At 58.9% G+C, this 20,222-nt stretch carries 16 protein-coding genes and 4 pseudogenes; 10 read left to right on the plus strand and 10 right to left on the minus strand.

Annotated elements, in window-relative coordinates; all coding sequences use genetic code 11:
• Window positions 1–170 precede the first annotated feature (170 nt).
• A pseudogene (locus tag AC0L2Y_RS22780) lies at window positions 171–390 on the plus strand (5-methyltetrahydropteroyltriglutamate--homocysteine S-methyltransferase); the annotation flags it as partial.
• Here the strand turns inward: AC0L2Y_RS22780 and AC0L2Y_RS22785 are convergent.
• On the minus strand, window positions 387–1,424 hold the full coding sequence (locus AC0L2Y_RS22785; RefSeq protein ID WP_473506308.1) for a cytochrome-c peroxidase: 1,038 nt from the start codon (window positions 1,422–1,424) through the stop codon (window positions 387–389). The pseudogene AC0L2Y_RS22780 and the gene AC0L2Y_RS22785 overlap by 4 nt on opposite strands.
• 569 nt (window positions 1,425–1,993) lie before the next feature.
• Between AC0L2Y_RS22785 and AC0L2Y_RS22790 the strand changes: the two genes are divergently transcribed.
• Both AC0L2Y_RS22790 and hemN read left to right on the plus strand, forming a co-directional pair.
• The gene (locus tag AC0L2Y_RS22790) at window positions 1,994–2,458 is read left to right on the plus strand and encodes a Ros/MucR family transcriptional regulator (RefSeq protein WP_473506306.1); all 465 of its coding nucleotides are present in this window, start codon (window positions 1,994–1,996) and stop codon (window positions 2,456–2,458) included.
• A gap of 687 nt (window positions 2,459–3,145) precedes the next feature.
• Window positions 3,146–4,480, plus strand: a complete 1,335-nt coding sequence (gene hemN / locus AC0L2Y_RS22795; protein WP_473506320.1) for an oxygen-independent coproporphyrinogen III oxidase — start codon at window positions 3,146–3,148, stop codon at window positions 4,478–4,480.
• Between the two features lie 158 nt (window positions 4,481–4,638).
• Here hemN and AC0L2Y_RS22800 read toward each other — a convergent pair.
• The 3 genes and pseudogenes from AC0L2Y_RS22800 to AC0L2Y_RS22810 all read right to left on the minus strand — a co-directional run.
• Window positions 4,639–4,809 (minus strand): annotated as a pseudogene (locus tag AC0L2Y_RS22800) (SIS domain-containing protein); the annotation flags it as partial.
• Between the two features lie 71 nt (window positions 4,810–4,880).
• A complete protein-coding gene (locus AC0L2Y_RS22805) occupies window positions 4,881–5,714 on the minus strand; it encodes a prephenate dehydratase (protein WP_473559634.1) in 834 nt (277 codons plus the stop codon).
• Window positions 5,715–5,967: 253 nt separating this feature from the next.
• A complete protein-coding gene (locus tag AC0L2Y_RS22810; protein ID WP_095777381.1) occupies window positions 5,968–6,180 on the minus strand; it encodes a cold-shock protein in 213 nt (70 codons plus the stop codon).
• Window positions 6,181–6,937: 757 nt separating this feature from the next.
• On the opposite strand from AC0L2Y_RS22810, the pseudogene AC0L2Y_RS22815 reads away from it, so the two are divergent.
• Window positions 6,938–7,329 (plus strand): annotated as a pseudogene (locus AC0L2Y_RS22815) (M16 family metallopeptidase); the annotation flags it as partial.
• A 56-nt stretch (window positions 7,330–7,385) separates the two neighbouring features.
• On the opposite strand, the gene AC0L2Y_RS22820 reads toward AC0L2Y_RS22815, so the two are convergent.
• Both AC0L2Y_RS22820 and AC0L2Y_RS22825 read right to left on the minus strand, forming a co-directional pair.
• Window positions 7,386–8,069, minus strand: a complete 684-nt coding sequence (locus tag AC0L2Y_RS22820) for a transposase (protein WP_473506302.1) — start codon at window positions 8,067–8,069, stop codon at window positions 7,386–7,388.
• Window positions 8,070–9,614: 1,545 nt separating this feature from the next.
• On the minus strand, window positions 9,615–10,007 hold the full coding sequence (locus tag AC0L2Y_RS22825; RefSeq protein WP_473559636.1) for a winged helix-turn-helix domain-containing protein: 393 nt from the start codon (window positions 10,005–10,007) through the stop codon (window positions 9,615–9,617).
• Between the two features lie 30 nt (window positions 10,008–10,037).
• On the opposite strand from AC0L2Y_RS22825, the gene AC0L2Y_RS22830 reads away from it, so the two are divergent.
• From AC0L2Y_RS22830 to AC0L2Y_RS22840, 3 genes are all read left to right on the plus strand, one after another.
• Window positions 10,038–11,276 (plus strand): trans-sulfuration enzyme family protein, encoded by a 1,239-nt coding sequence (locus AC0L2Y_RS22830; RefSeq protein ID WP_473506298.1) that lies wholly within the window; start codon window positions 10,038–10,040, stop codon window positions 11,274–11,276.
• 40 nt (window positions 11,277–11,316) lie between these two features.
• On the plus strand, window positions 11,317–12,219 hold the full coding sequence (locus AC0L2Y_RS22835; protein ID WP_473506296.1) for a dihydrodipicolinate synthase family protein: 903 nt from the start codon (window positions 11,317–11,319) through the stop codon (window positions 12,217–12,219).
• A 138-nt stretch (window positions 12,220–12,357) separates the two neighbouring features.
• The gene (locus AC0L2Y_RS22840; protein WP_473559652.1) at window positions 12,358–12,546 is read left to right on the plus strand and encodes an FMN-binding negative transcriptional regulator; all 189 of its coding nucleotides are present in this window, start codon (window positions 12,358–12,360) and stop codon (window positions 12,544–12,546) included.
• 50 nt (window positions 12,547–12,596) lie between these two features.
• On the opposite strand, the gene AC0L2Y_RS22845 is transcribed toward AC0L2Y_RS22840, so the two are convergent.
• On the minus strand, window positions 12,597–12,845 hold the full coding sequence (locus tag AC0L2Y_RS22845; RefSeq protein ID WP_473506294.1) for a DUF982 domain-containing protein: 249 nt from the start codon (window positions 12,843–12,845) through the stop codon (window positions 12,597–12,599).
• A gap of 408 nt (window positions 12,846–13,253) precedes the next feature.
• Here AC0L2Y_RS22845 and AC0L2Y_RS22850 point away from each other — a divergent pair, with 408 nt between their 5' ends.
• Both AC0L2Y_RS22850 and AC0L2Y_RS22855 read left to right on the plus strand, forming a co-directional pair.
• Window positions 13,254–13,502, plus strand: a complete 249-nt coding sequence (locus tag AC0L2Y_RS22850) for a DUF6074 family protein (protein WP_473506292.1) — start codon at window positions 13,254–13,256, stop codon at window positions 13,500–13,502.
• 208 nt (window positions 13,503–13,710) lie between these two features.
• Window positions 13,711–14,286 (plus strand): nucleotidyl transferase AbiEii/AbiGii toxin family protein, encoded by a 576-nt coding sequence (locus AC0L2Y_RS22855; RefSeq protein ID WP_473559654.1) that lies wholly within the window; start codon window positions 13,711–13,713, stop codon window positions 14,284–14,286.
• 1,004 nt (window positions 14,287–15,290) lie between these two features.
• Here AC0L2Y_RS22855 and AC0L2Y_RS22860 read toward each other — a convergent pair.
• From AC0L2Y_RS22860 to AC0L2Y_RS22870, 3 genes and pseudogenes are all read right to left on the minus strand, one after another.
• On the minus strand, window positions 15,291–16,166 hold the full coding sequence (locus AC0L2Y_RS22860; protein WP_473506290.1) for an omptin family outer membrane protease: 876 nt from the start codon (window positions 16,164–16,166) through the stop codon (window positions 15,291–15,293).
• Between the two features lie 323 nt (window positions 16,167–16,489).
• Window positions 16,490–16,714: a hypothetical protein gene (locus AC0L2Y_RS22865; RefSeq protein WP_473559658.1), complete on the minus strand. Its 225-nt coding sequence runs from the start codon at window positions 16,712–16,714 to the stop codon at window positions 16,490–16,492.
• Window positions 16,712–17,334, minus strand: a pseudogene (locus AC0L2Y_RS22870) (Tn3 family transposase); the annotation flags it as partial. The pseudogene AC0L2Y_RS22870 and the gene AC0L2Y_RS22865, both read right to left, overlap by 3 nt.
• A gap of 352 nt (window positions 17,335–17,686) precedes the next feature.
• Between AC0L2Y_RS22870 and AC0L2Y_RS22875 the strand changes: the two are divergent.
• Entirely contained in the window at window positions 17,687–19,843 is a 2,157-nt protein-coding gene (locus tag AC0L2Y_RS22875; protein ID WP_473506288.1) for a S46 family peptidase, read from the plus strand.
• Window positions 19,844–20,222 lie beyond the last annotated feature (379 nt).

Raw genomic sequence — 20,222 nt, forward strand, 5'->3', positions numbered from 1 at the left:
CACCTAACTGTTGAGACACGTGGCGCCATCGCGCCCTGTCGACCGAGGTCCCTGACCAGCAATGCTGCGTTTCTGGGCGGCGGCCGCGACTACCAGAACTCCTGAATGTGGGACGATGCAAAGAATTGGGTCAATTGTGGGCTGCAGTACATGCCAACCAGCCGCCCTCCGAACGAAACGACATGGTGCAGCATTTCGGCGAGCAGCTGTCCGACCTCGCTTCACCCAGCATGGCTGGGTACAAAGTTATTGCTCCCGCCACGTGCGCCTCCCATTATCTTCGGCGACGTACCGCGGCCCAATCCGATGACGGTGCGCTGGTGGCGATTCGCCCAGTCGATTAGGAAACCAATGCTCACGCGCCCGACGCGATCGTTTCCCTGGATCTACGATTGAGGTCGAGGTGTTGTCGCCGTTTCGGTGGGTAAGATGGGATAGGCTATCTCCGGTAGCTTTCCGGTCAGCGAATTAAGGAAGGCAACGAGCAGATCGACTTCGTTTTGCGTTAATTCTTCGCCAAGCTGGGTGGTCCCCATGATGGCGACGGCCTGTCTCAGATCCCAAACCTTGCCCGAATGAAAGTACGGCGCCGTGATTGCTACGTTGCGCAACGGTGCCACGCGGAAAACATAGGAATCGTCGGCTGCATTGGTGAGGGCAAATCGGCCCTTGTCGTACTCCGGCAGAACATCCGCGCTAGGCTTCTCAACGAGGCCGAATGGGTAATATCCTTCGCCTCCAACGTTGATACCGGAATGGCAAGACGAGCAGCCCTTTTCGATGAAAAGTGCCAGGCCCTGTTTCTCTTCGGAACTGATGGCGGCGTCATCGCCATTGAGAAAGGCGTCGAAGGGGGCCGGCGTGACCAGTGTCGCCTCAAAGGCTTCGATTGCTTTGGCCACGTTTTCGAAGGAAATGCGATCGGCTTCATCCGGGAAAGCCGAATTGAACCACTCGACATATTGCGGCATCGACTTGAGGGTGTCGATGACTTGATCCGGTGTGTTGGCCATTTCGCCACCGGCCTGTATCGGTCCCTTGGCCTGAGCCTTCAGGTCCGCGGCGCGACCATCCCAAAACTGTCCTTTGTTAAAGACGGCGTTAAATACCGTCGGCGCGTTGCGCCATCCCTTCTGCCAACCATGCCCAATCGACGTTTCGCGATTGTCGTCGCCTCCGGTCGCCAAGTTGTGGCACGAGTTGCACGAGAAGACTCCTGACGACGACAGGCGTGGATCGAAGAACAGGGCCCTGCCGAGGGCAATCTTCTCCGGTGTGATCGGGTTGTCGGCGACCGCCGGCCTGGATGGCAAAGGCTTGAAGGTGGCCAGTGCCGTTTGTTTGAGATCTACTGGGATCAGTTGCGCAGCAAATGCGGTGGCCGCCAGAAAGGCAACAGCCATCGCAATGAATAGCATTTTCATAAATGGTGTCCTTGCGGTATGCACGGCAACCATTCTCCACATGCGGTTCGCGAACGCCTTGCGCTAGATCAGCGGATCGAGAGAATCTGGCCTGCCGGCCGGGCCGTCATACGGCATGGAGCGGCAGAAACCGTAACGGTGTGTTCATCGCTCCGGCAGCGGATTCAAAGAGGTGGGCGCGCAACATCGCTGTCTGTTCGCCCGAGGGGTTGGTTGGTTCCGTGGTCCGTCGCGACAATGCCACGATAACGCCAACGTGCTTCTACGACCGAAGTTTGGTACTCCAGCCGATGCACGGCTGATGGCATCGAACCAAGCTTTCTGGGTCTTCCGCTCTCGCTTTTGCAAAATTCAAAGGGACGAGATCGGGAACGAAAGACAATACTGACCCAGTTACGGGACAGCCATAACCGCGCAGATCAGCGTTCACGACCGCTTGATACGGCGCTACAGACCTCGATATTGGGACGGTATCGAATAATCCTGTCGAGACATTTGTTGCTTTCAGCGGAGACCACCACTAGAAGCGACGCTTCGCCGACTAAGGTTCAATCCGCCCGGAGAGTTTCATGACAGAAGAAGCCTACAAAAACATCGACAACCTCATCCAGCTTACCGCTGATGTCGTGTCAGCCTATGTCTCCAACAATCCGGTCCCGGTGGGCGATCTCCCTGCACTGATCGGCCAAGTGCACGCGGCACTCGAAGGCAGGATCGGAAGTGTCTCCGCAGAAGAGCCGCAGGTTCTGAAGCCTGCTGTCCCGATCAGGAAATCGGTGACGCCGGACTACATCATCTGCCTCGAGGACGGGAAGAAATTCAAATCGGTAAGGCGCCATCTGTCGACCCACTATGGTATGACGCCGGATGAATATCGCGCAAAATGGGGGCTGCCCGCGGATTATCCCATGGTCGCGCCGAATTACGCCGCCGCGCGCTCTGCGTTGGCCAAGACGATGGGGCTCGGCCGCAGACCGAAACAGCCAGAGACGAACACGCCGCCGAATAGGACCCGTAAGAAGGTCGCAGCTTGATACCATCTTTCTAGATCCGTTCTGGAGCGGGCGGCTGCAACAGGCGTGATCTGTACAGAACGTGAAAAAGGCGGGGGCCCACTCCCGCCTCCTTGGAGACGACGTGACTTCACAAGGAATTTACGCCCGCTTGCAGCCACCTGCTGCCTCGGCCTTCCGGTCGATCCATGTTCTCGCCCGCTCTTATCAGCAGTCATCAGCACATCCGGCAGGTGCCGCGTCATTCCGGCTCTTGCCCGGACGCAGGAGAAATTCAGCCAGCTCTGCTGAGGCTGCCAGCGAGGACTTGCCAGCGCGTCAGTCGATCTCAAGTTTGACTTCTCCCGTAAGAGACGTCTCGAAAGGACCGGGCTTGATGTCTCTGGTCCCGGCAGTCTAGTTAGCCCGCGTCAGTTCCGAATTTTGGGCGGACAGGCGGAAACAAACTTGGTCAGCCGTTTGAGTTTGCTGCGTCAATCCATCTTCCGTCGACGAAACCTCGGCACTGCGGATCACGCGTTGAGGTTGACTGGGTGCTTGGGCGCAAGACCCCTGCGCCGGCAGGATTCGACCGGACGACACTTCACCTCCGCCTTTCGTTGACAAACGCTGGTTCGCGGCCAAACCGGAACGAATTTGACATAACGCAGAGACACAGGAGATCGCAGCGGTAGAAGGAGGACAGTTGTCAGCTTGGGAGAGAAACTGTTGCGGACTTCTATCTTGAAAAAATATCGCGAGGCTCTCCTGCCTTGGTACACCATCTATCCGACTGTGCCGGAGTTCTCCGCCGCGGTCGGCGCCGAAACTTATGAGGGATGGCTTAGGGGTCTACCGGCTGACGATTCGGTGTCGCTCTATCTCCATGTTCCGTTCTGCCAATCGATTTGCTGGTATTGCGGCTTCCCTACCACCATCTCCCGCAATGATGCGCCGATCCTTAATTATCTGGCGGTCGTACGTGACGAAATCCGTTTGGTCTTGGAGCAAGTGCCGCAGGGGCTGCCCGTGAACGACGTGCATTTCGGCGGTGGAACCCCGACCCTTATCGGGCCGGCGGAGTTTTTGGCCATGATCGAACTCCTGCGCCGCCGCTTCGCGTTCAGGAAACCCGCTACGATCGCCGTCGAGATTGACCCGCGCACGTTCACGGCCGAGATCGCCGAAGCGTTGGGATCAGCCAACGTGAATCGCGCCAGCCTCGGAGTGCAGAGCTTTGATCCCATTGTTCAAAAAGCGATCAACCGGGTCCAGAGCGAGGCGCAGACGGCCGCTGCCGTCGATGAGCTGCGTCGGCATGGAGTAAGTCGCATCAACTTCGATCTGATCTACGGTCTCGCGCATCAGACGGTCCAGTCATGCGTCCAGACCGCGACGTCGGCGGTCGCGATGCGCCCCAACCGGCTTTCGGTGTTCGGGTACGCGCACATTCCGTCTGTCATAAAGACTCAGCGCCTGATTGAGGAGACAGCCCTGCCGGACAGCGTTGCCCGCGCGGAACAGGCCGCGGCCGTGGCCGAGACGCTGGTTGCCGCCGGCTACGAAGAGGTCGGCCTCGACCATTTCGCCTTGCCGGACGACGAACTTATCGTGGCGCAGACTAGCGGTCGCCTGCGGCGTAACTCGCTGGGTTACTCGGCCGACACCTGCAAAACCCTGATCGGTTTCGGCACATCGGCTATCGGTCGTGTCGGCGAGGGTTACGTCCAGAACGAGGTTACACGGGATTTCTACAGCCGGCACATCGCAGCTGGCCGGCTGCCAACGTCAAAGGGCTACCGTCTCACGGACGAAGACCGCGTGCGAGCCGCCATTATCGAGCGGCTGATGTGCGATTTGGAGGCCGATGTGCCGGCAATCTGTGCGGCCCATCGATTTGATCCGATTCGTTTTCGCGGTTCAGCTGAGCGGCTGGCAATGCTGGCTGAGGACGGGATAGTGGACATCGAAAAGGGTTTCATCCGAGTGCGGCAGGAGCATCGCTTCCTGATTCGCGCTGTTGCTGCCGCATTCGATGCTTTTCGCGACCGGGTTGGCTCGTAAGCACATCCAAGCAACGTGAGGCGAGTCCAAGGGATGACCGATCGTGCTAAACGGCACGCTCATGAATCACCGCAGGCGCCAGTGATGGCGGCCTTGCGCCGCCTGAAGTGCTTCGCGTTCCGAATGGACCAGCGTTGCCGCCTATGAACGCGTCACAATCATTCGACCGTGACTGATTTGCGAGTTGCTCGGCTGTTCGACATGCCCCATGACTACCGCCGTTGGGTAGGCAAGAAGCTGTGTCGGCAGCGAGAAGATCAGGATGATCTCGTCTGTGGCCGGCAGCACGAGTGCATCGTGTCAAGTTTCGATTCGGCTGCCCCCTTTTTCATCAGTGCCGAGGATCAACAGTTGGCGTCATGGGCCGAAACTAGCTTAGCCATAGCCAGTCTAGCCATGGCTAGTAAAGACGTGGGTACGATCCCAGAATCCTAATGCCATCGATAGCCGCCAACGCAGCCAGCGCCGGGTGCGTCGAAACGTGTCCAGCGACATCGATGACATACTGATGGGTGTCCAGCCGCTGGCATTTTGGACGCTGATAGATGTTGAGAACCACTAAATCTTCCTTCGAGAACATGTTCAGTACATAACTGAGGTCTTGCTCTGAAACGCGGAGATGAAGTGTCGTCCGGTCGAATCCTGTCGGCGCAGGAGTGTTGCGCCCAAGCACCCACCACCGGGTTACGTTATGTAGCCCTTGTTCGATTCCTGTTCGCAAGATCTGCAGATTGTACAGCTTGGCTCCAAGTGCAGGACCAAATGCCGCTATAGATAGAGACTTTTGCTCAGCCACGAAAGATGTCGTTCCCATGCGGCTCTCTCGCTCGACGTTCGGCATGTTCTCGTCCAGCCACGCGGCCACCTCCTGCAAGGCTACGGGATGGCCCATTACCTTGGTGATCGTCGCGAAACTCGCATCCTTGCTTGCAATCAGGCTGTAGCTCAGGACCTTCGGATACTCGGCGATGATCCTGGGAGACCTCGAGCTTAGGATTTGATCGAGGTAAGGAGTGGTTCCGACCAGAGAGGTCGTAGCTGGGGCGCATGCGACGTCGACGCAGCCCTTTTCATATGCTTCGAACAATCCGTCGCTGAACGGAACGAGTTCAACTTGGTCACCAAAGATGTCCAGCGTGGCTTGATGTGTCCAGGTACCCTCGGGGCCAATGTACCCGGCCCTCTTGATCCCGGAGATGTCAATCGCTGGAGGCCGCTTGAATTGCTCGTTCATTCTCCGGCCACACTCGATCGAGAGTGCGTCAGACCCCACATCCCAGGCAGAATCACATGTGGAGAGATTGACTGCAGAACATAAGAAGCCGGGGACCCGCCCCTCTCCACTCGCAAACATCTTGTTTCAGTAGGAATTGGCAGCTTCCCCAATCTGCTGCCCCGGTCGGCGATGGGATCCAAGTTCTTGCCCGCTCTTATGGGGCGGTCGGTGGCACGTCTGCCCGGCTCTTGCCGGGCAGAAGCAGAAGAGTTCAGCCAGCTTTGCTGAGACTGCCAGCGGAGGACTTGCCAGTACGGCGGTCCTGTTCGATCTCGTAGTTGATCTTCTGGCCCTCATTAAGGGTCGAAAGGCCCGCTCGTTCGACAGCCGAAATGTGGACGAAAACATCCTGACCGCCATTGTCGGGCTGGATAAATCCAAATCCCTTGGTGCTGTTGAACCACTTTACCGTTCCGGTCGCCATAATCGTATTCCTCTGTAACCATTTCGATGTGGGCAGGCCATGAGCCAGTCCGCTTCATATCCGAGATTTCAGGAGGAGCAAAAGCGAAAATTGCAAAAGCCCCGCTCCAATGGCAAAGCGGCTCGCAAGGCCCGCGGTGACCGCCTGTCGCCGGAAGCATCTCCCGCGCTGGCGCTCGGAATGGCCCAAAAAATCAAGCAAGTCCTGCAACGCTCCAGAAATTCCAGAACCGCGTCTATCGCTGGTTTTGGAGCCCTATCGCGGGATCTGCGATCTACATGTGAGCAAGGGTACCCTGACGACCCAGCAGCTGCGGCGCGCGCTAACGCCACCACATTCGTCGCTCTCCAACGGGTAGTTTACCTAGCCACCTTGTAGAGCGGCAAGGGATTCCCATTCGCCGTGTCAGATCCGACAATGTCGGATAGACAACAGAGCAGATCCGATAAATCACATTGCCGAAAGGGTTTTGCCATTTGGCACGGCTCGTGCGCGGTCATCGCAAACGCGTCACGAAGCCAGGAGAGTCGCCCCGTGATCCCCCACCAAAAATTGCCGCCTCACCTTTCCCCCTCGGACTCAAAGATAACGCTCGAGCCGGCCTGGAAGCATGCTGAGGGCTCATCCCGGCCCGGCTCTGTCCACTGATCCACCTGCTCCCAGTAAGGCCGACGAGGACGCGGAACCTTCAAAATGAGGACAACTCACTTCGCCTCGAACCTTGCCCACCGCCCGGTCACCACAACCGAAGGCATCGATAAATCTTCGGTCTGGCTGGCTGTGCGGGACACTTTTTGCGACCGCGGTGGCGGTTGTGACCACCGCTCCGGTTCTGGCTGCCACCGATGACATAAAGGCAACGAATTTACTGCTCGACAACGGCATGGAGGTGGTCGTCATCCCCGATCATCGCGCGCCCATCGTCACTCGCATGGCGTGGTACAAATCTGCAGCGCCGACGAGCCGCCGTGGAAACCCGGCATCGCGCATTTTTTCGAGCATATGACGTTCAAAGCGACGGCCAATCATGCCGCCGGCGAGTTGAACCGCGCGGTGGCCGAGATCGGCGGCGCACAACGCCTTCCCTCTTACCACTATACCGCCTTCTACGAAGGAGTGGCGTCCTCGGCGTTGGAGCAGATGATGAGCGCTCGGATAGCGTCCACGACGAATACGTATCCGCTCCGGTCTGCGATTCAGCGTTATTACAGCTCCAGTTTCCTCTTCAGTTCCGCGTTCTCCTTGCGCAAGCGTTCCGCGAGCAGGCTCTTCAGTCGCTTGTTTTCTTCTTCAAGCGCGAGGAGATCCTTCAGATTGTCACCATCCGATGCAGGCGGCGCAGCCTTCTTCCATTTATAGTAGGTCTGTTCCGAGATGCCGGCCTGCTTTACGGCATCCTTGTGACTGGCGCCGCCGCTAATAGACTTCTCGATCTGGGCGAGCATCTGGGCACGCTCCTTTTCAGAGTAAATCTTCCGTCCGGTCCGCACGGCCGCTGCTGGTCCTTCCTCCGCCTGAGGCGCCGTCTTGGCGGCATTCTTCCGAGCAGGCTGCCTAGGCTCAGCCTTCGCCTTCCGCGACCGGGGGGCTTTCTTCTTTTCAGGCGTCTCCACTTTCGCTGCCGGTTCTGTGGCAGTTTTTACTGATTCAGCTTCCAAGGGATTTGCCATAAGATGCTCCGCTCCCAGTTTGTGCATGTGTTCAGCATCAAGCGCTACGGCACTAGAGTCAATAAGGCGACCATTTGGCAACTCCATCTCCTGGAGTTCCCTTGTTGTCTCGGCCATTGCTGCGGAGAGATCGACATCGCTCCAGATGGAACGACCCCGTTTTTGAGAACTGCGCTTCTGTCTGATCTCCACCGTGAACGGTCGGGTCTGCCGCCTCATAGTTTCTTTCCTTGTTGGACACGAATTTACGCGGAAGTCGCGGCAGACGACGAATGAACGTCAGGGCCTTCTTCTGTCGCCCGAGCTATATGCACCGACGGCGCGAGCAAGCCTGCTGGCTACCACACCCTGAACAGACCGATTCCTATGAAGCCTGTGAGCAGGTGGGCTATGCCATCGGCATCGACGAGGAGGTCGATATCCCCAAACCTGTCAACATGCAAAGGCTATTTCCCCGTGTGTCCGATAGTACATCGACGGCGTGCATCCAAACTCAGAGAAGCTGCTCCAGAGCGCCGTTCCAATCTCGGTCCCGGAGCGCGTGCCCGTAAAGGCCAACTCGTGACTGCAGGCCTGCACGCCTTCTGTGCCTCCGATCTCTCTCTGCCTTCGCTCGACGCTTTCTCGCCGTGCCCTCGCCAGCGCTAGCGCAACGGTCGCCCTGCCCCGGATACCGAGGTTCGCGTTCAATTTGGCGAAGCCGCCTGAGGGAGTGCAGCAGTCGCCGCCGCTCTGGTTCTTCTTCTTCCAGATGCCGCCAATCTCGATCCGGCGGTTGCGCGGCGTCCTGCCATAGAGGCGATACACCGGAGCCTTCGGGTTTGTGTTTCAACCGGCTCGCCAGTGATGTGGATGTCGAAGGTCAGAGTGGCGAAGTTGCCGCTCAGGGTGTTGGTTTCGGCATCGCGATCGGATCAAGTCGACGATGTGGCTAATCGGAAGCCTCGCCGGAGGCATACGCTCAGCCGGATGCCATCGTCGGATCTTCATCGCTCGCGCTAGGCATCACCGGTTATCTGGACTCTAACAACCTGTCCGCGGCCGAGACCCATAGAGCCACGGCCGTCTGCAATGCCCAGGCAAGGTCTTAAAAACCTCGCTGTGCCTGAATGCGCTTCGAGGAGCATTGCACACTGCGTAGTTCCAGGTCCTACATCTCCGATAAATCCAGCGCCAATCATCCGTACCCTTCAGGTGCAGTTGATGGGTTCCGAGCTCAACAATCGGATTCGAAGCGTAAACCTCCGTTCGTTTAATTCCCCGCCTTTCCACCACTTCCGACTTTAGCTCTACGCCAGCGACGTCGATCAAATGGAAACATAACGCAATCGCGCACGGTGAGCGGCTCGAGTTGGTCTCGGAGCTAACTTCAGGCCACTCGTTCTGTTTTGGCCAGTATGCCGTTGCAAAAAATCCTATCGTAGATAGTTGAAAAGAAGCCGTAGTTTCGGCGCTGGTGATGCGGTTCCAACGAGTGGTGAATGCGATGGGCCTTGTCGTCGCCAACGACATATCGAAGCGACCCAAGACCGATGCGGGTGCAGAGTGTGAAAGATGGGTCTGAAAAGCAATGAGCGTCATGGCAACACAAGGCACTACGCCAGATTCGAAGCGGAACAGCGTGAGTGGTAGTGCCACCAACCCTAGCCTTCCGGGGCGTTGTGACATCGCCGCGTTCATCGCGCGCTTCAGGTCAGCGCCGGGAAATCAGATGGCGCGAGGTCGCCATACCGGAAATCGACCTTCAAGCGGTCGGGATGGTAATCAGGCCATGGCGGACTGGCGCGCAGTCGCTCGCCGTAGCCGCAAACTGCATCGGGCCGGTCCGTTTTGGCAGCGCGCTGCTGGCCTTGCTGCGGACCAGCGAAGACGTACGCGAGTCCTTGCGCCTTGAACGACCTGGATTAAACGTTCCGCAGCCAACTGGTCGTAGGCGACGCTAACCGGCGTTCGCGAAACGCCGAGCTCATTTGCCAGGCGGGACGACGGCAGCTGACCGCCCCGTTCATAGAGCCCGGCCAGGATCTGCCCGCGAAGAGCTTCGTAGATTTGGCGAGCGCCCAGCCCTGGCGAGCGACCTGCCGACGCGGCACGGGAAGACTGGACCATTTGCTTTATCGCCAACTGGACGTTCAATCTGAACCAGTGTGACGGCATTGTCCCCGAAATCAAGAGGACTCAAAATCAATGATCGGCGCCGAAGATCAACTTGGAACCGATGCACCAACAACGCCGGCCTCGAACGACGCCGATCTAGCATTCTCCACCCGGGCCATCCATCATGGCTACGATCCGGCCGGCTTTTCCAATTCCGTTCAGCCGCCTGTGTTTCTTACCTCGACCTACGGATTTGAAAGTGTGGCAGCAAACGAGGCGGCCGCAGCGCTTGGCGGAAGACTCTACGCACGCGAATACAACCCGACCACCGAGATCCTCGAAAAACGGCTCGCCAATCTCGAAGGAGCCGAAGCTGGGCTGGTCGTTGCCTCGGGGATGGCGGCTTTCGGCACGCTGATCCTTTCGCTGCTTTCGCAAGGTGACGAACTCATTGTCCACAAGACGATCTATTCCAACACGCTCGCCATGGTCGAACAGGGATTGCCGCGGTTTGGCATCAAGGTCGTTGCGGTCGATCTCTCAAATCCGAGCAATCTCGATGGCGCCATCACTGACAGGACCCGGCTCGTTTTCTTTGAGACGCCGATCAACCCGCTGAGCCGAATCCTCGACATCGCCGCCATTGCCGAACACGCCCATGCGCGCGGCGTGAAAGTCGCGGTCGACAGCACCTTCGCCTCGCCTGCCCTCCAGCGTCCGCTGGAACTCGGAGCGGACATCGTGATGCATTCGTTGACCAAGTACATCAACGGCCACGGCGATGCGCTGGGCGGCGCGATACTCGGTGATGCGAAAACACTGCACCTGCTGCACGAAACTGGCCTGCGTTATGTCACCGGGGCAGCGCTCTCGCCGATGTCGACGTTCCTGATCTTGCGCGGGTTGAAGACGCTCACCTTGCGTATGGAACGTCACAGTGCCTCTGGGCTTGCGGTCGCTCAGGCGCTCGAGGGGCACCCGGCTGTGGCTTGGGTGAGCTATCCGTTTCTCGGCTCTCATCCCGACCATGAGATCGCGCATAGACAGATGTCGCAGGGCTCGGGCATGTTGGCTCTGGGCCTCCACACTGGGTTCGAAGGCGCGCGCCGTATGATGGACCGGCTCAAGCTAATCACCCGGGCGGTCAGCCTCGGCGACGCAGACAGCCTCATCTATCATCCGGCAAGCCTGACCCGCTCGCGCAAGTCAATTCGCCAGGAAGCGCATTTGCCTGATGAAGTTGGCGACGACCTCATGCGCCTGTCGGTAGGACTCGAAGACGCGGCCGATTTGATCGCGGATCTGCAGCAGGCACTGGACGCGGTCTGATGCCCAACGCTTTACCCAACCCAACGACGGGAGCTTCAGCATGGCGTTCCTGACCGGCCTTTCCGCCTTCCCAATCACACCGGGAGATGCTGAGGGCCACGTCGATGCCCTGGCGCTGCGCAAGCTGATTGCACGGCTTTGCGCAGCAAACGTGGATTCCATCGGCCTGCTCGGCAGTACCGGCACCTATATGTATCTCTCGCGCGAGGAACGCCGCCGCGCGCTTTCCGAGGCACTGGACGAGACGGGTGGACGGATCCCGGTCGTGGCGGGCGTGGGCGCCTTGCGCACTGACGAGGCGGTAAAATATGCAAGTGACGCAAAGGCCCTCGGCGCAGCCGCTGGCTTGCTCGCGGCCGTCTCCTACACTCCGCTCACCGACGACGAAGTTTTCGAGCATTTTTCTACAGTGGCGCGCGAAAGCGGTCTCCCAATCGTGATCTACGACAATCCTGGAACGACGCATTTTCGCTTCACGCCAGCGCTCGTCGGGCGCCTGGCACAGCTGCCTGGCATCCTCGCAATCAAAAACTCAACCGGCCGGGGCGATGCCATCAAACGCCATCTGGTGCACCAGAAAAAAATCGTGCCAGAAGGTTTCTCGATCGGCTACAGCGGCGACTGGAACGCCGCCGAGGCCATGATCGCCGGCGCCGATACATGGTACAGCGTCCTCGGTGGCATCTTGCCCGAGCCCTGCCTGGGGATTGTCAGAGCCGCTCAGCACGGCGATCACGCAGAAGCACACCGGATCGACGCCACGCTGGCCCGGCTGTGGGAGCTTTTTGAGCTGTTTTCGAGCCTTCGCGTCGTCTACGCGCTCGCCGAGCTCCTTGACATCTGTCGCGCAGAGCCCCCACGGCCAATCATGCCGCTTCCCGCTGCCGCGAAGCGCCAGCTCGCCGGCGCCCTGGCCCGCCTGGGATCAGATACCGGATCGTAAGCCGCGAGACTTCAAATCATTGAAGGGAGAACATGTACTACTGGAACCTAGCCGAGAGGTTCTCTACGATCTGATCGAGAACGACGCGCGCTCGGCGTCCTGATCACCCATGGATCGACGGGACTCGAAGCCAATCACATCCCCTCCGAACTCGACAGCTCGCCAGGAGAATTTGGCGCCCTTCGAGCCACGTTGCACCTAACAACCTGGTCTGGCGGGATCGGCGAGGAGGTGCTCGTCGTGTTCCGGGCCTCCGACGCCTACATTTCTCCGCAATGGTATACGATCAAGCACGAGTTCCACAAACAGGTGCCGACATGGAACTAGCTCGTAGCCATGCACACCCTAAGTATCAAAGCGTCGACGTGCAAACAGCATCAGTCGCTGCGCAGGATCTTTGCTTCAAGCGCGGCTGCCACAAAAGCTCGTCGAGCAGCTGGTGGATGAGCCTCACCACGCAGTACCTGCAAACAGGCGTTCATCGCTACCGTCCGTTTCTCGGTCTGACGATGAAGATCACGCAGCAGGATAGCGGCCGCGTGATTGACATCGAATACGATACGCTCTGAGCTGCGGCCGCCAACCTGAACAACGACCGCCCTCTCAAATCTCTGCAAGCCGGTCATCTCTCGACCCCCCGGCGTTCATGCGTCAATAGGCCGAGCTCGTCTTCTTTGCCGAGCCGAGCCGGTTCCGCTGCGAACTGTGAAATGTCGAGCCAATGCCCTCTTGACCAGCCCCGCGCCAGCCTCACACGAGTCGCCGAAGCCTAGGCTCGGTCTTTTCCACTGCCCCCCTGCAGTCAGGCAGCCATTGCTTGGCGGAGGCTGCATCCTCCAACATACGGCGCGATTCGCAAAGCTGAAAAGGCGTCGCGCGCTGCACTTACAGACCTCCTCCTTTCGCAACGTTCAGATTGCTCCCTCAAACTCTGGATCACCGGCGCTGCTGGCCTCTGTCCAAAAAAAGCGCCGTTAACGAATTTTTTTAACCCGCCAATGCTTAATCGCGAGACTGAAGGCGTGAGGTGATCGATGGGGGACTCAAACATAAGCGCGTTTCCGCTGCATCGGCGGCGGAAATTGGTCGAAGGTATCGCCCGGGTTCTGGAATGCAAGAACGGGGAGGACGCCAATGCCTTCTGGCGCAGCACCGTGAAGACAATTCTCGTCCAACTGTCCCAATTAGGAATTGCACGGGGGCTCGCCGAACAGGAAATTGGAACGCTTCTCCGTGCTGTCTTAAGCGATATAGCCACCCGGTCTGCGAGAGTCGCACAATAGCATGGGCTCACGGAAGACTTGCGCGTGAAGAACCCCGGGGCTTCGCCGAGGCTAGCATCATTGCATCCGTCAATTGTAAGGTCTTCTCGAGGCGCCTAATATCCAAGGACCGATGGCGGCGGCCTTGACTGAATTGGTAGCTGCCGCCGCAGAGCGTGTCGCTCGAAGACTTTCAGGTACGAGCTGACGACGACGACAGCAGACCCTCCTGCTTTGGTATCCGACCGCAACGCCTGTTGAGACGAATGTCCGTCCGGCAGTGAAGATTGAGTCAGGCGTGAAGTCGGCACTCGACCCGAACACGCCGCAGATCATTCGACCTTATGTCGATGAAGATGCGCCAGGTCTCGATCTGAGGGTGCCCAACGTCACCACGGTCGATCCAGAGCGGACCTTTTGGGATAAGGCCGTGATTTTTCACGGCCTGCGTCGCTGGTTTGAGCGTCGCGGCGAACTGCGTGGTGACGGCCAACGGATCTCGCGCCACTACTATGACATTCATCGGCTCATGAAATTCGAAACCGGCCGCCGGGCGATCGCGAAGATGGAGCTTGGCGCCGACTGCGTGGCTCATGCTCGCATGTTTTTCAATCGCAAGGACTACGACCTTGCGACTGCGGAGCCGCCGACATTTGCTCTGCTGCCATATGACGGAATGATTGACGCTTTGGGGCGAGACTATGTTGCCATGAGCGCCATGATCTTCGGACCCGTCCCGAATTTCGACTTGGTGATCGAGAGCGTCCAACGGTTGGAAACCCTGTTGAACGCGCCAGAAGGCTGACATCTTGCCTCCCGCGTGTTCGCCACTTGTGCTTCGAAACTCGCATAAAGGCAGACTGGTGTGATGTCCGGAAATGTCTTGGCACTCACGGAGTTTACCAGTCCGGAATTATGGGTCGCTGGTGTGTGGCTATGCGATTGTAAACAGGAGAGTTTTATGGCTGAGGGTAGGTTTCCGATCCTGAGACCGAGTTTACCAATGGCCTCAATGACAGGTTATTCCGGATTGGCATTAAGTGACTGGATTTCCGCCGGATATGGGCGCCCTGTTGGTCAACCAATTATAGTCGGCAACAGATTGGTCAACCTGAAACGACAGGATTGGTAAAAACTGAGGCAGCCCGTCGACCAAGGTCCCGCTCTGCGCTTCCCCTACAATCGCGTTGTGCCAGACGGCGTCAGCATCTCAGCGTGGGCATTGTGCGCAGGCTTCAAAGTCCTGACTTAATTCCGGACAGCGACAGATAATTCTGAACGCCACAGCACTGCGCTTGGAGGAAGCTCTCCACGATGCTGGGCGAGGGTGCCAGCCTACTTCCTTGTCCGCCGCCATGAGCCGATTGTGGTGGCGAAGAAAGTCCATCCAGGTATGGCGTGCGGAATGTCTCTGTCCAAAGTGAGGGCGTTGAACGTTTCCGTGGAGCAGTTGCGCGCGTCAGCGCGGTAAATCGTGCCGGTATGCGCCGCAATGCCGCAATGCAGCCCAGAAAGGCCTTGAGTCAAAGATTGGGCGCAGCGGCTAAAGTTGAGCCAATGAATTTTTTAGACGATTGTCGGCCTCGGCCGGGTCCGGAAATTCCGGTCCGAATCTACGAGCGGCAGCTATGGGTCGCACTCTGGCGTCTGCAAGGTGCTTATCCAACGACTGTTGTGTGGCGAACCGGCCATATCGCGTCGTGTGTGCGTCGCCGTGGCGCTTAGGGTGTCATTTTGCCCCCTACCGGAATCGACCCGGGAAGCTCGGCAAATGAAAGGCGCGCCGGCGGACGCCACTGGTTTCCTTTCTCAGTTGAACTTGATGCTCGCCTGCACGAACATGCCGTAGCGCTCTGCCTGCCAGTCCACGACCTGCGGGGAACCGCCGGCCGGAGTCTCTTCGAAATGCGCGGCACCTTCAGATGCCACCCTCCAGTAGCGGGCGCCGACGCCGATGTTGAACAAATCTGTGACCTTGTAGTTCAACACCGCCTCGAGTTGGACCCCATGCCCGTCGCCGTCTTCAGGAGTGGGGTTGATCGCTGGGCGCCAATGGTGCCGATCTTTGCCGTTTAATCGCGTGAACAGGAGCGCCACGTCGCCAGAAAGGCTGAGCCGTTCGGTGAGTTGCGTCTGCCCGGCCAGTCCGAGTCGCAGCGAATGCCAATCGTTGTCCTGGCTGATCACGCCGACATTGGTCGGCAAAGCCGGCGCGCATACCTGCGAGATAGCCGCCTGCTGCGCGCAACCGACAGCGTTGTAGCGCTCGTTCCAGAAGTTATAGCCGACCAAAGCACCGATGCGGTAGCGCGGCGTGTTCCAGAAATAGTATCCCAGATCAGTGGTGAAATAGGTGATGTCGCCGGCGCGCTGATCACTCGACGTATTCGAATAAGGTTCGACTGTTGGCGGGAAATCCTCGTCGACGAGAGAGCCCTCGCTGACTCCGCCCGCACCGAGGAGGCCCTTGACGAAAATGCCGGTCGGATTGTGGGTTGCGTTGAAGAAGACTTCGCTCGAATGCATATCGAGATGGTCGTAAGTGAGCCGAGAGATCAGCAGCGTGCCACTGTCGTCGTAAAGGTCCTTCGATGCTTCGCCGGTACTGTACCAGTTGCGTAGCCCAGCCTCGAACGAAAAGACTGGGGCCGCTGCCCCGGCTACAATTGCCGGATCGGTTATCACCGGAACATCGGCAGCGGTAGCGATCTCCGTCAGCCCACAAAGCGCCAAATATGTCAGAAACAGTCGCTGCATCAGATAATTCTCCTTCGTGTCCCCGGGTGTCGGTCTCGGGCTCTGTCGCAAATGTTCGGTAAGAAGGTCACGGCTTTGAGCGCTCTTCGGTTTCTGAGAAGCTCATGATGTAAAGGCCGGCAGTTGGACTGATCGGGAATCCGGCTGTGCACGTACGCCTATCAGCATGCCCTCCACACAGTTCTGTCTCACCTCCACTGTCTCTACCGGCGGAGACGACCTTTGATGGCACTTCCGCAAGAAACTCGTCGTCACGAACGTACCCATGCGGGACAATCATTGATCCGCCATTGCGTCCGCCCGGTGACAGCAGAATCGTAGCAAAACGCATGCCGAGCTGGCGCACTGTCTGGCTGCACCGTTTTCTCCATACCGGCGGCCTCGCCCATACGCTTTTTGGTCGGTCTTCCGACATTCTTGCCGAGCTTCCGACGCAAAAAAGGTTTGCGGATTGAAGCGTTCGTGACCAGGCCCATGCTGCAACGCCTCCAGCTCAGCGGCGAGATGTGCTTGAGCAGATGATCCGGAATCTCGATACGCACGTTGCGTAAGTGGGTGGCGGCCGTTCGATATACACCGTATTCCAGTGTACGATCGCGCTGACGACGAGGTTGAGGCCGGAGGCGCGGAACGCCTGGCTTTCGAGCGATCGGTCCCGGATCTCACCGCGCTCGCGGAAGAAGACGGCGCGCTTCAGCTTATGCGCCGCCTCACCCTTGTTGAGGGGGCCGGCCTGGCAACGTCGGCGTAGCGCTGGACTTGAGTACCATTCGATTATGAACAGCGATCGCTCGATTCGGCCGAGTTCGCGCGGGGCCCTTGCGAGTTGGCTTTCCTTCGGTGATGCTGACAGCTTCTTCAGGATCGTTGACACGACTGATCGCGTCGTGATCGACGCCGCCAGATGAAGAAGATCGTCCCAGTGGTCGAGAATAAGCGTGGTGTTGATCGGCGCTCCGATGTGGTCCGACAGCGCCGGGTAGGCATCATTTTTCTCGAAGGTGTGGAACTTCCGATCTTTGAGATTGCGCAGCCGAGGCGCAAAGCGCTTGCCGATCAGAGCGAACAACCCGAACACGTGATCGCTCCCGCCGCCTAACGATAGCACGCACTCTCAAGATTATGGACAGGCGACGGCCGTTCGGCAGCGGGCTTCGTCGCTAGCGAGGACGAGGGTGTCGGGTCTCCAACCAAATGTCGGAGGTCGGACATCGAAGGCAGCTTACCATTTGGGTCGTCGAAAGCTTTGTTGCCTTGGCACGATTGGTGCAACGGATGATCCGCAAACGTTGCACAAACCAATCCGATGTGAGGGGGGCGTCATTGCGTTGACCGTCCAATCAGTCTTCACGCAGTGGCTGCCGCGCTCGCTTGCGGACGCCGGCCAGCCCAATAGCTCATCAATCCAGTCTGCGCAGAACAATACATAGAATGGGAGCGAGATCAGCATGAACTCGAATTTGAAATGTTTGGCCCAAGCAACTGCCATGAACTTGCTCTGGACGGTCACCGCTACGTCGGCGCACGAAGGTATGTGGATGCCGGGCCAGACTGCGGAAGTGGGCGCGGCCATGCAGGCGGATGGGCTCCAGATCGATCCCGCGCAGTTGAGCCGACTGTATGCTGCCCCGCTTAACGCGATCGTATCACTGGGCGGATGCTCCGCCTCCTTCGTCAGCCCGCAAGGACTGGTCGCGACTAATCATCACTGCGTGTTCCCATCCATGCAGTATAACAGCAGGGAGAGCCAAGACTATCTAACCAACGGCTTTCTAGCGAAGAGCCTGAGTGAAGAATTACCCGCCGCGCCCGCCAGCCGCATCTATGTGATCGAGGATGTGCGGGATGTGACCGCCGAGATGCTTAGGGGCGTCTCGGACATGCTGAGCGGCTTTGCCCGCCATGAGCAGCTCGACACGAACCGCAAGGCGCTAATCGCTGCATGTGAAGAACAGCCCGATCGCCGCTGCGACGTGAGGCCCTATTATGGCGGCGCCTTCTACTACCTCCAGCAGAAGCTTGAAATTGAGGACGTGCGCCTCGTCTACGCGCCCGCGCTCGGCATCGGCAACTTCGGCGGTCAAACGGACAATTGGATGTGGCCGCGCCACACGGGCGACTTCGGTTTTTATCGCGCGTATGTCGCTCCTGATGGTTCCTCCCGGCCCTATGCGCGCGACAACGTGCCCTACCGGCCGAAGAGCTGGCTGCGCATGGCCTCTAAAGGCGTCCAAGAAGGCGATTTCGTGATGGTCGCCGGCTTTCCCGGCGCAACCCACCGGCTCCTCACCGCCGATGAAGTCCGGTTCAACTTCGCCGACTACGAACCACTGTCCCAGCGTTTGCTCTCGGATTATGCCGCTCAGATCAACCAAGCCACGGCAGGCAATCGCGAAGCGCAGATCCGCTACGCCTCCATCCTGCAAGGCGTGGAAAACTACAAAAAGAAGCTGGCGGGCGATCTAGCCGGCGCCGACGCGATCGGCCTCGACGCGCGGAAGGCCATCGAGGAGAAAGCTTTTCGCGCCTGGGTCGCCGAGTATCCCGTGCGGCAGACGCGCTTTGACGCAGCAATCCGCGAACTGGACGGGATGGTGGGCGAGAATAGCCGGGCTTCGCTGGCGAGGCTGCGCCAGGCGTTGCTCAATCGCGCGCAACTACTGTCATCGGCACGCATTCTCTATCGCTGGACAAAGGAGCACGAGAAGGCCGATGAAGACCGTGAAAGCGGCTTTCAGGATCGTGACCGTAAAGAAATCTCGGATCAGCTGACGCAGATCGAGCGCGCCTATTTGCCAGACATCGATCGAAAGCTGTTCGAGGCCGCACTCGACGAATATCGCCGGCTGGATGCAAAGGACCGCGATACTGCTTTCGAAAGCGCTTTGGGCCAAATTGGCCTTGACCGACTTTATGCAGACACCAAGCTCGCAGACACGGCAACGCGGCTCGGCTGGCTTGACAAGCCCGCTGCTGCCTTCGAGGCGTCGGAGGATCCTTTCATCAAGCTGGCGGTCGCTCTCTATCCCGGCGACATAGCTGCGGAGCACGCTGCGAAGGACCGCGCTGGACGCACCCAGGCGGCTCGCGCCATCTATATGCACGGCCAGCGTGCCTACCAGCAGGCAATCGGCCGGCTGATGTATCCCGACGCGAATGGCTCGCTGCGCATCACCTGGGGCAAGGTGGCGGGGCGAACACGCGACGGGCAGATCTGGATGCCCTTCACCACGGCCGAGGGACTTCTGGCCAAAGAAACGGGCAAGGGTGAGTTCGATGCTCCAGATGCGGCTATCGCAGCGATCCGAGCCAAGGATTATGGCCCCTATGTCGCGCCGGCGCTGGGCACGTTACCGGTCAACTTCCTGTCCACCGCCGACATCACCAACGGCAACAGCGGCTCGGCGACGCTGAACGGACGCGGCGAGTTCGTGGGTCTCGCCTTCGACGGCACGCTCGAGGGCGTAATCGCTGACTGGGGGCGCGACGCGGACCTCAGCCGCAGCATCCATGTCGACAGTCGCTTCATGCTCTGGACCATGGACAAGATTGACGGCGCTGGCCGGTTGCTAAAGGAGATGGGAGTGCTGCCGTCGCGCTCCTGAGCGGGGTAGTCTGGCGGTAGGCGCACGCGTCGGCCTCAGCCAGCCAGAACGGCACTTCGGCGACATTGACGTGAGCTTACCACAGCGATCGTTGACGTGCTCGCCTCGCGGCAAGGTCCGGTTGCCGTTGCGCTTAAGTGACCAACTCGTCCGCATCCGTCCCATTCTCGGGTGGTACGGGCCTGCGGCGACCGGTCGATCTGGACGGAATGGCGTCGGCAGACGGAACTGCTCAAGTCGATCGTCGACGGCCTGCATTGTAACCATCCAGATGGATATCTGCGGCCGCACGGCATCGACTACGAGTACTTCGCCGTAAACGCTCAGAGGAGGAAGGGCAAACCCCCTCCACCCCGCCGCTCAGCCCGTAACAGACCGC

It is taken from the genome of Mesorhizobium sp. WSM4830 (genome assembly GCF_055811495.1).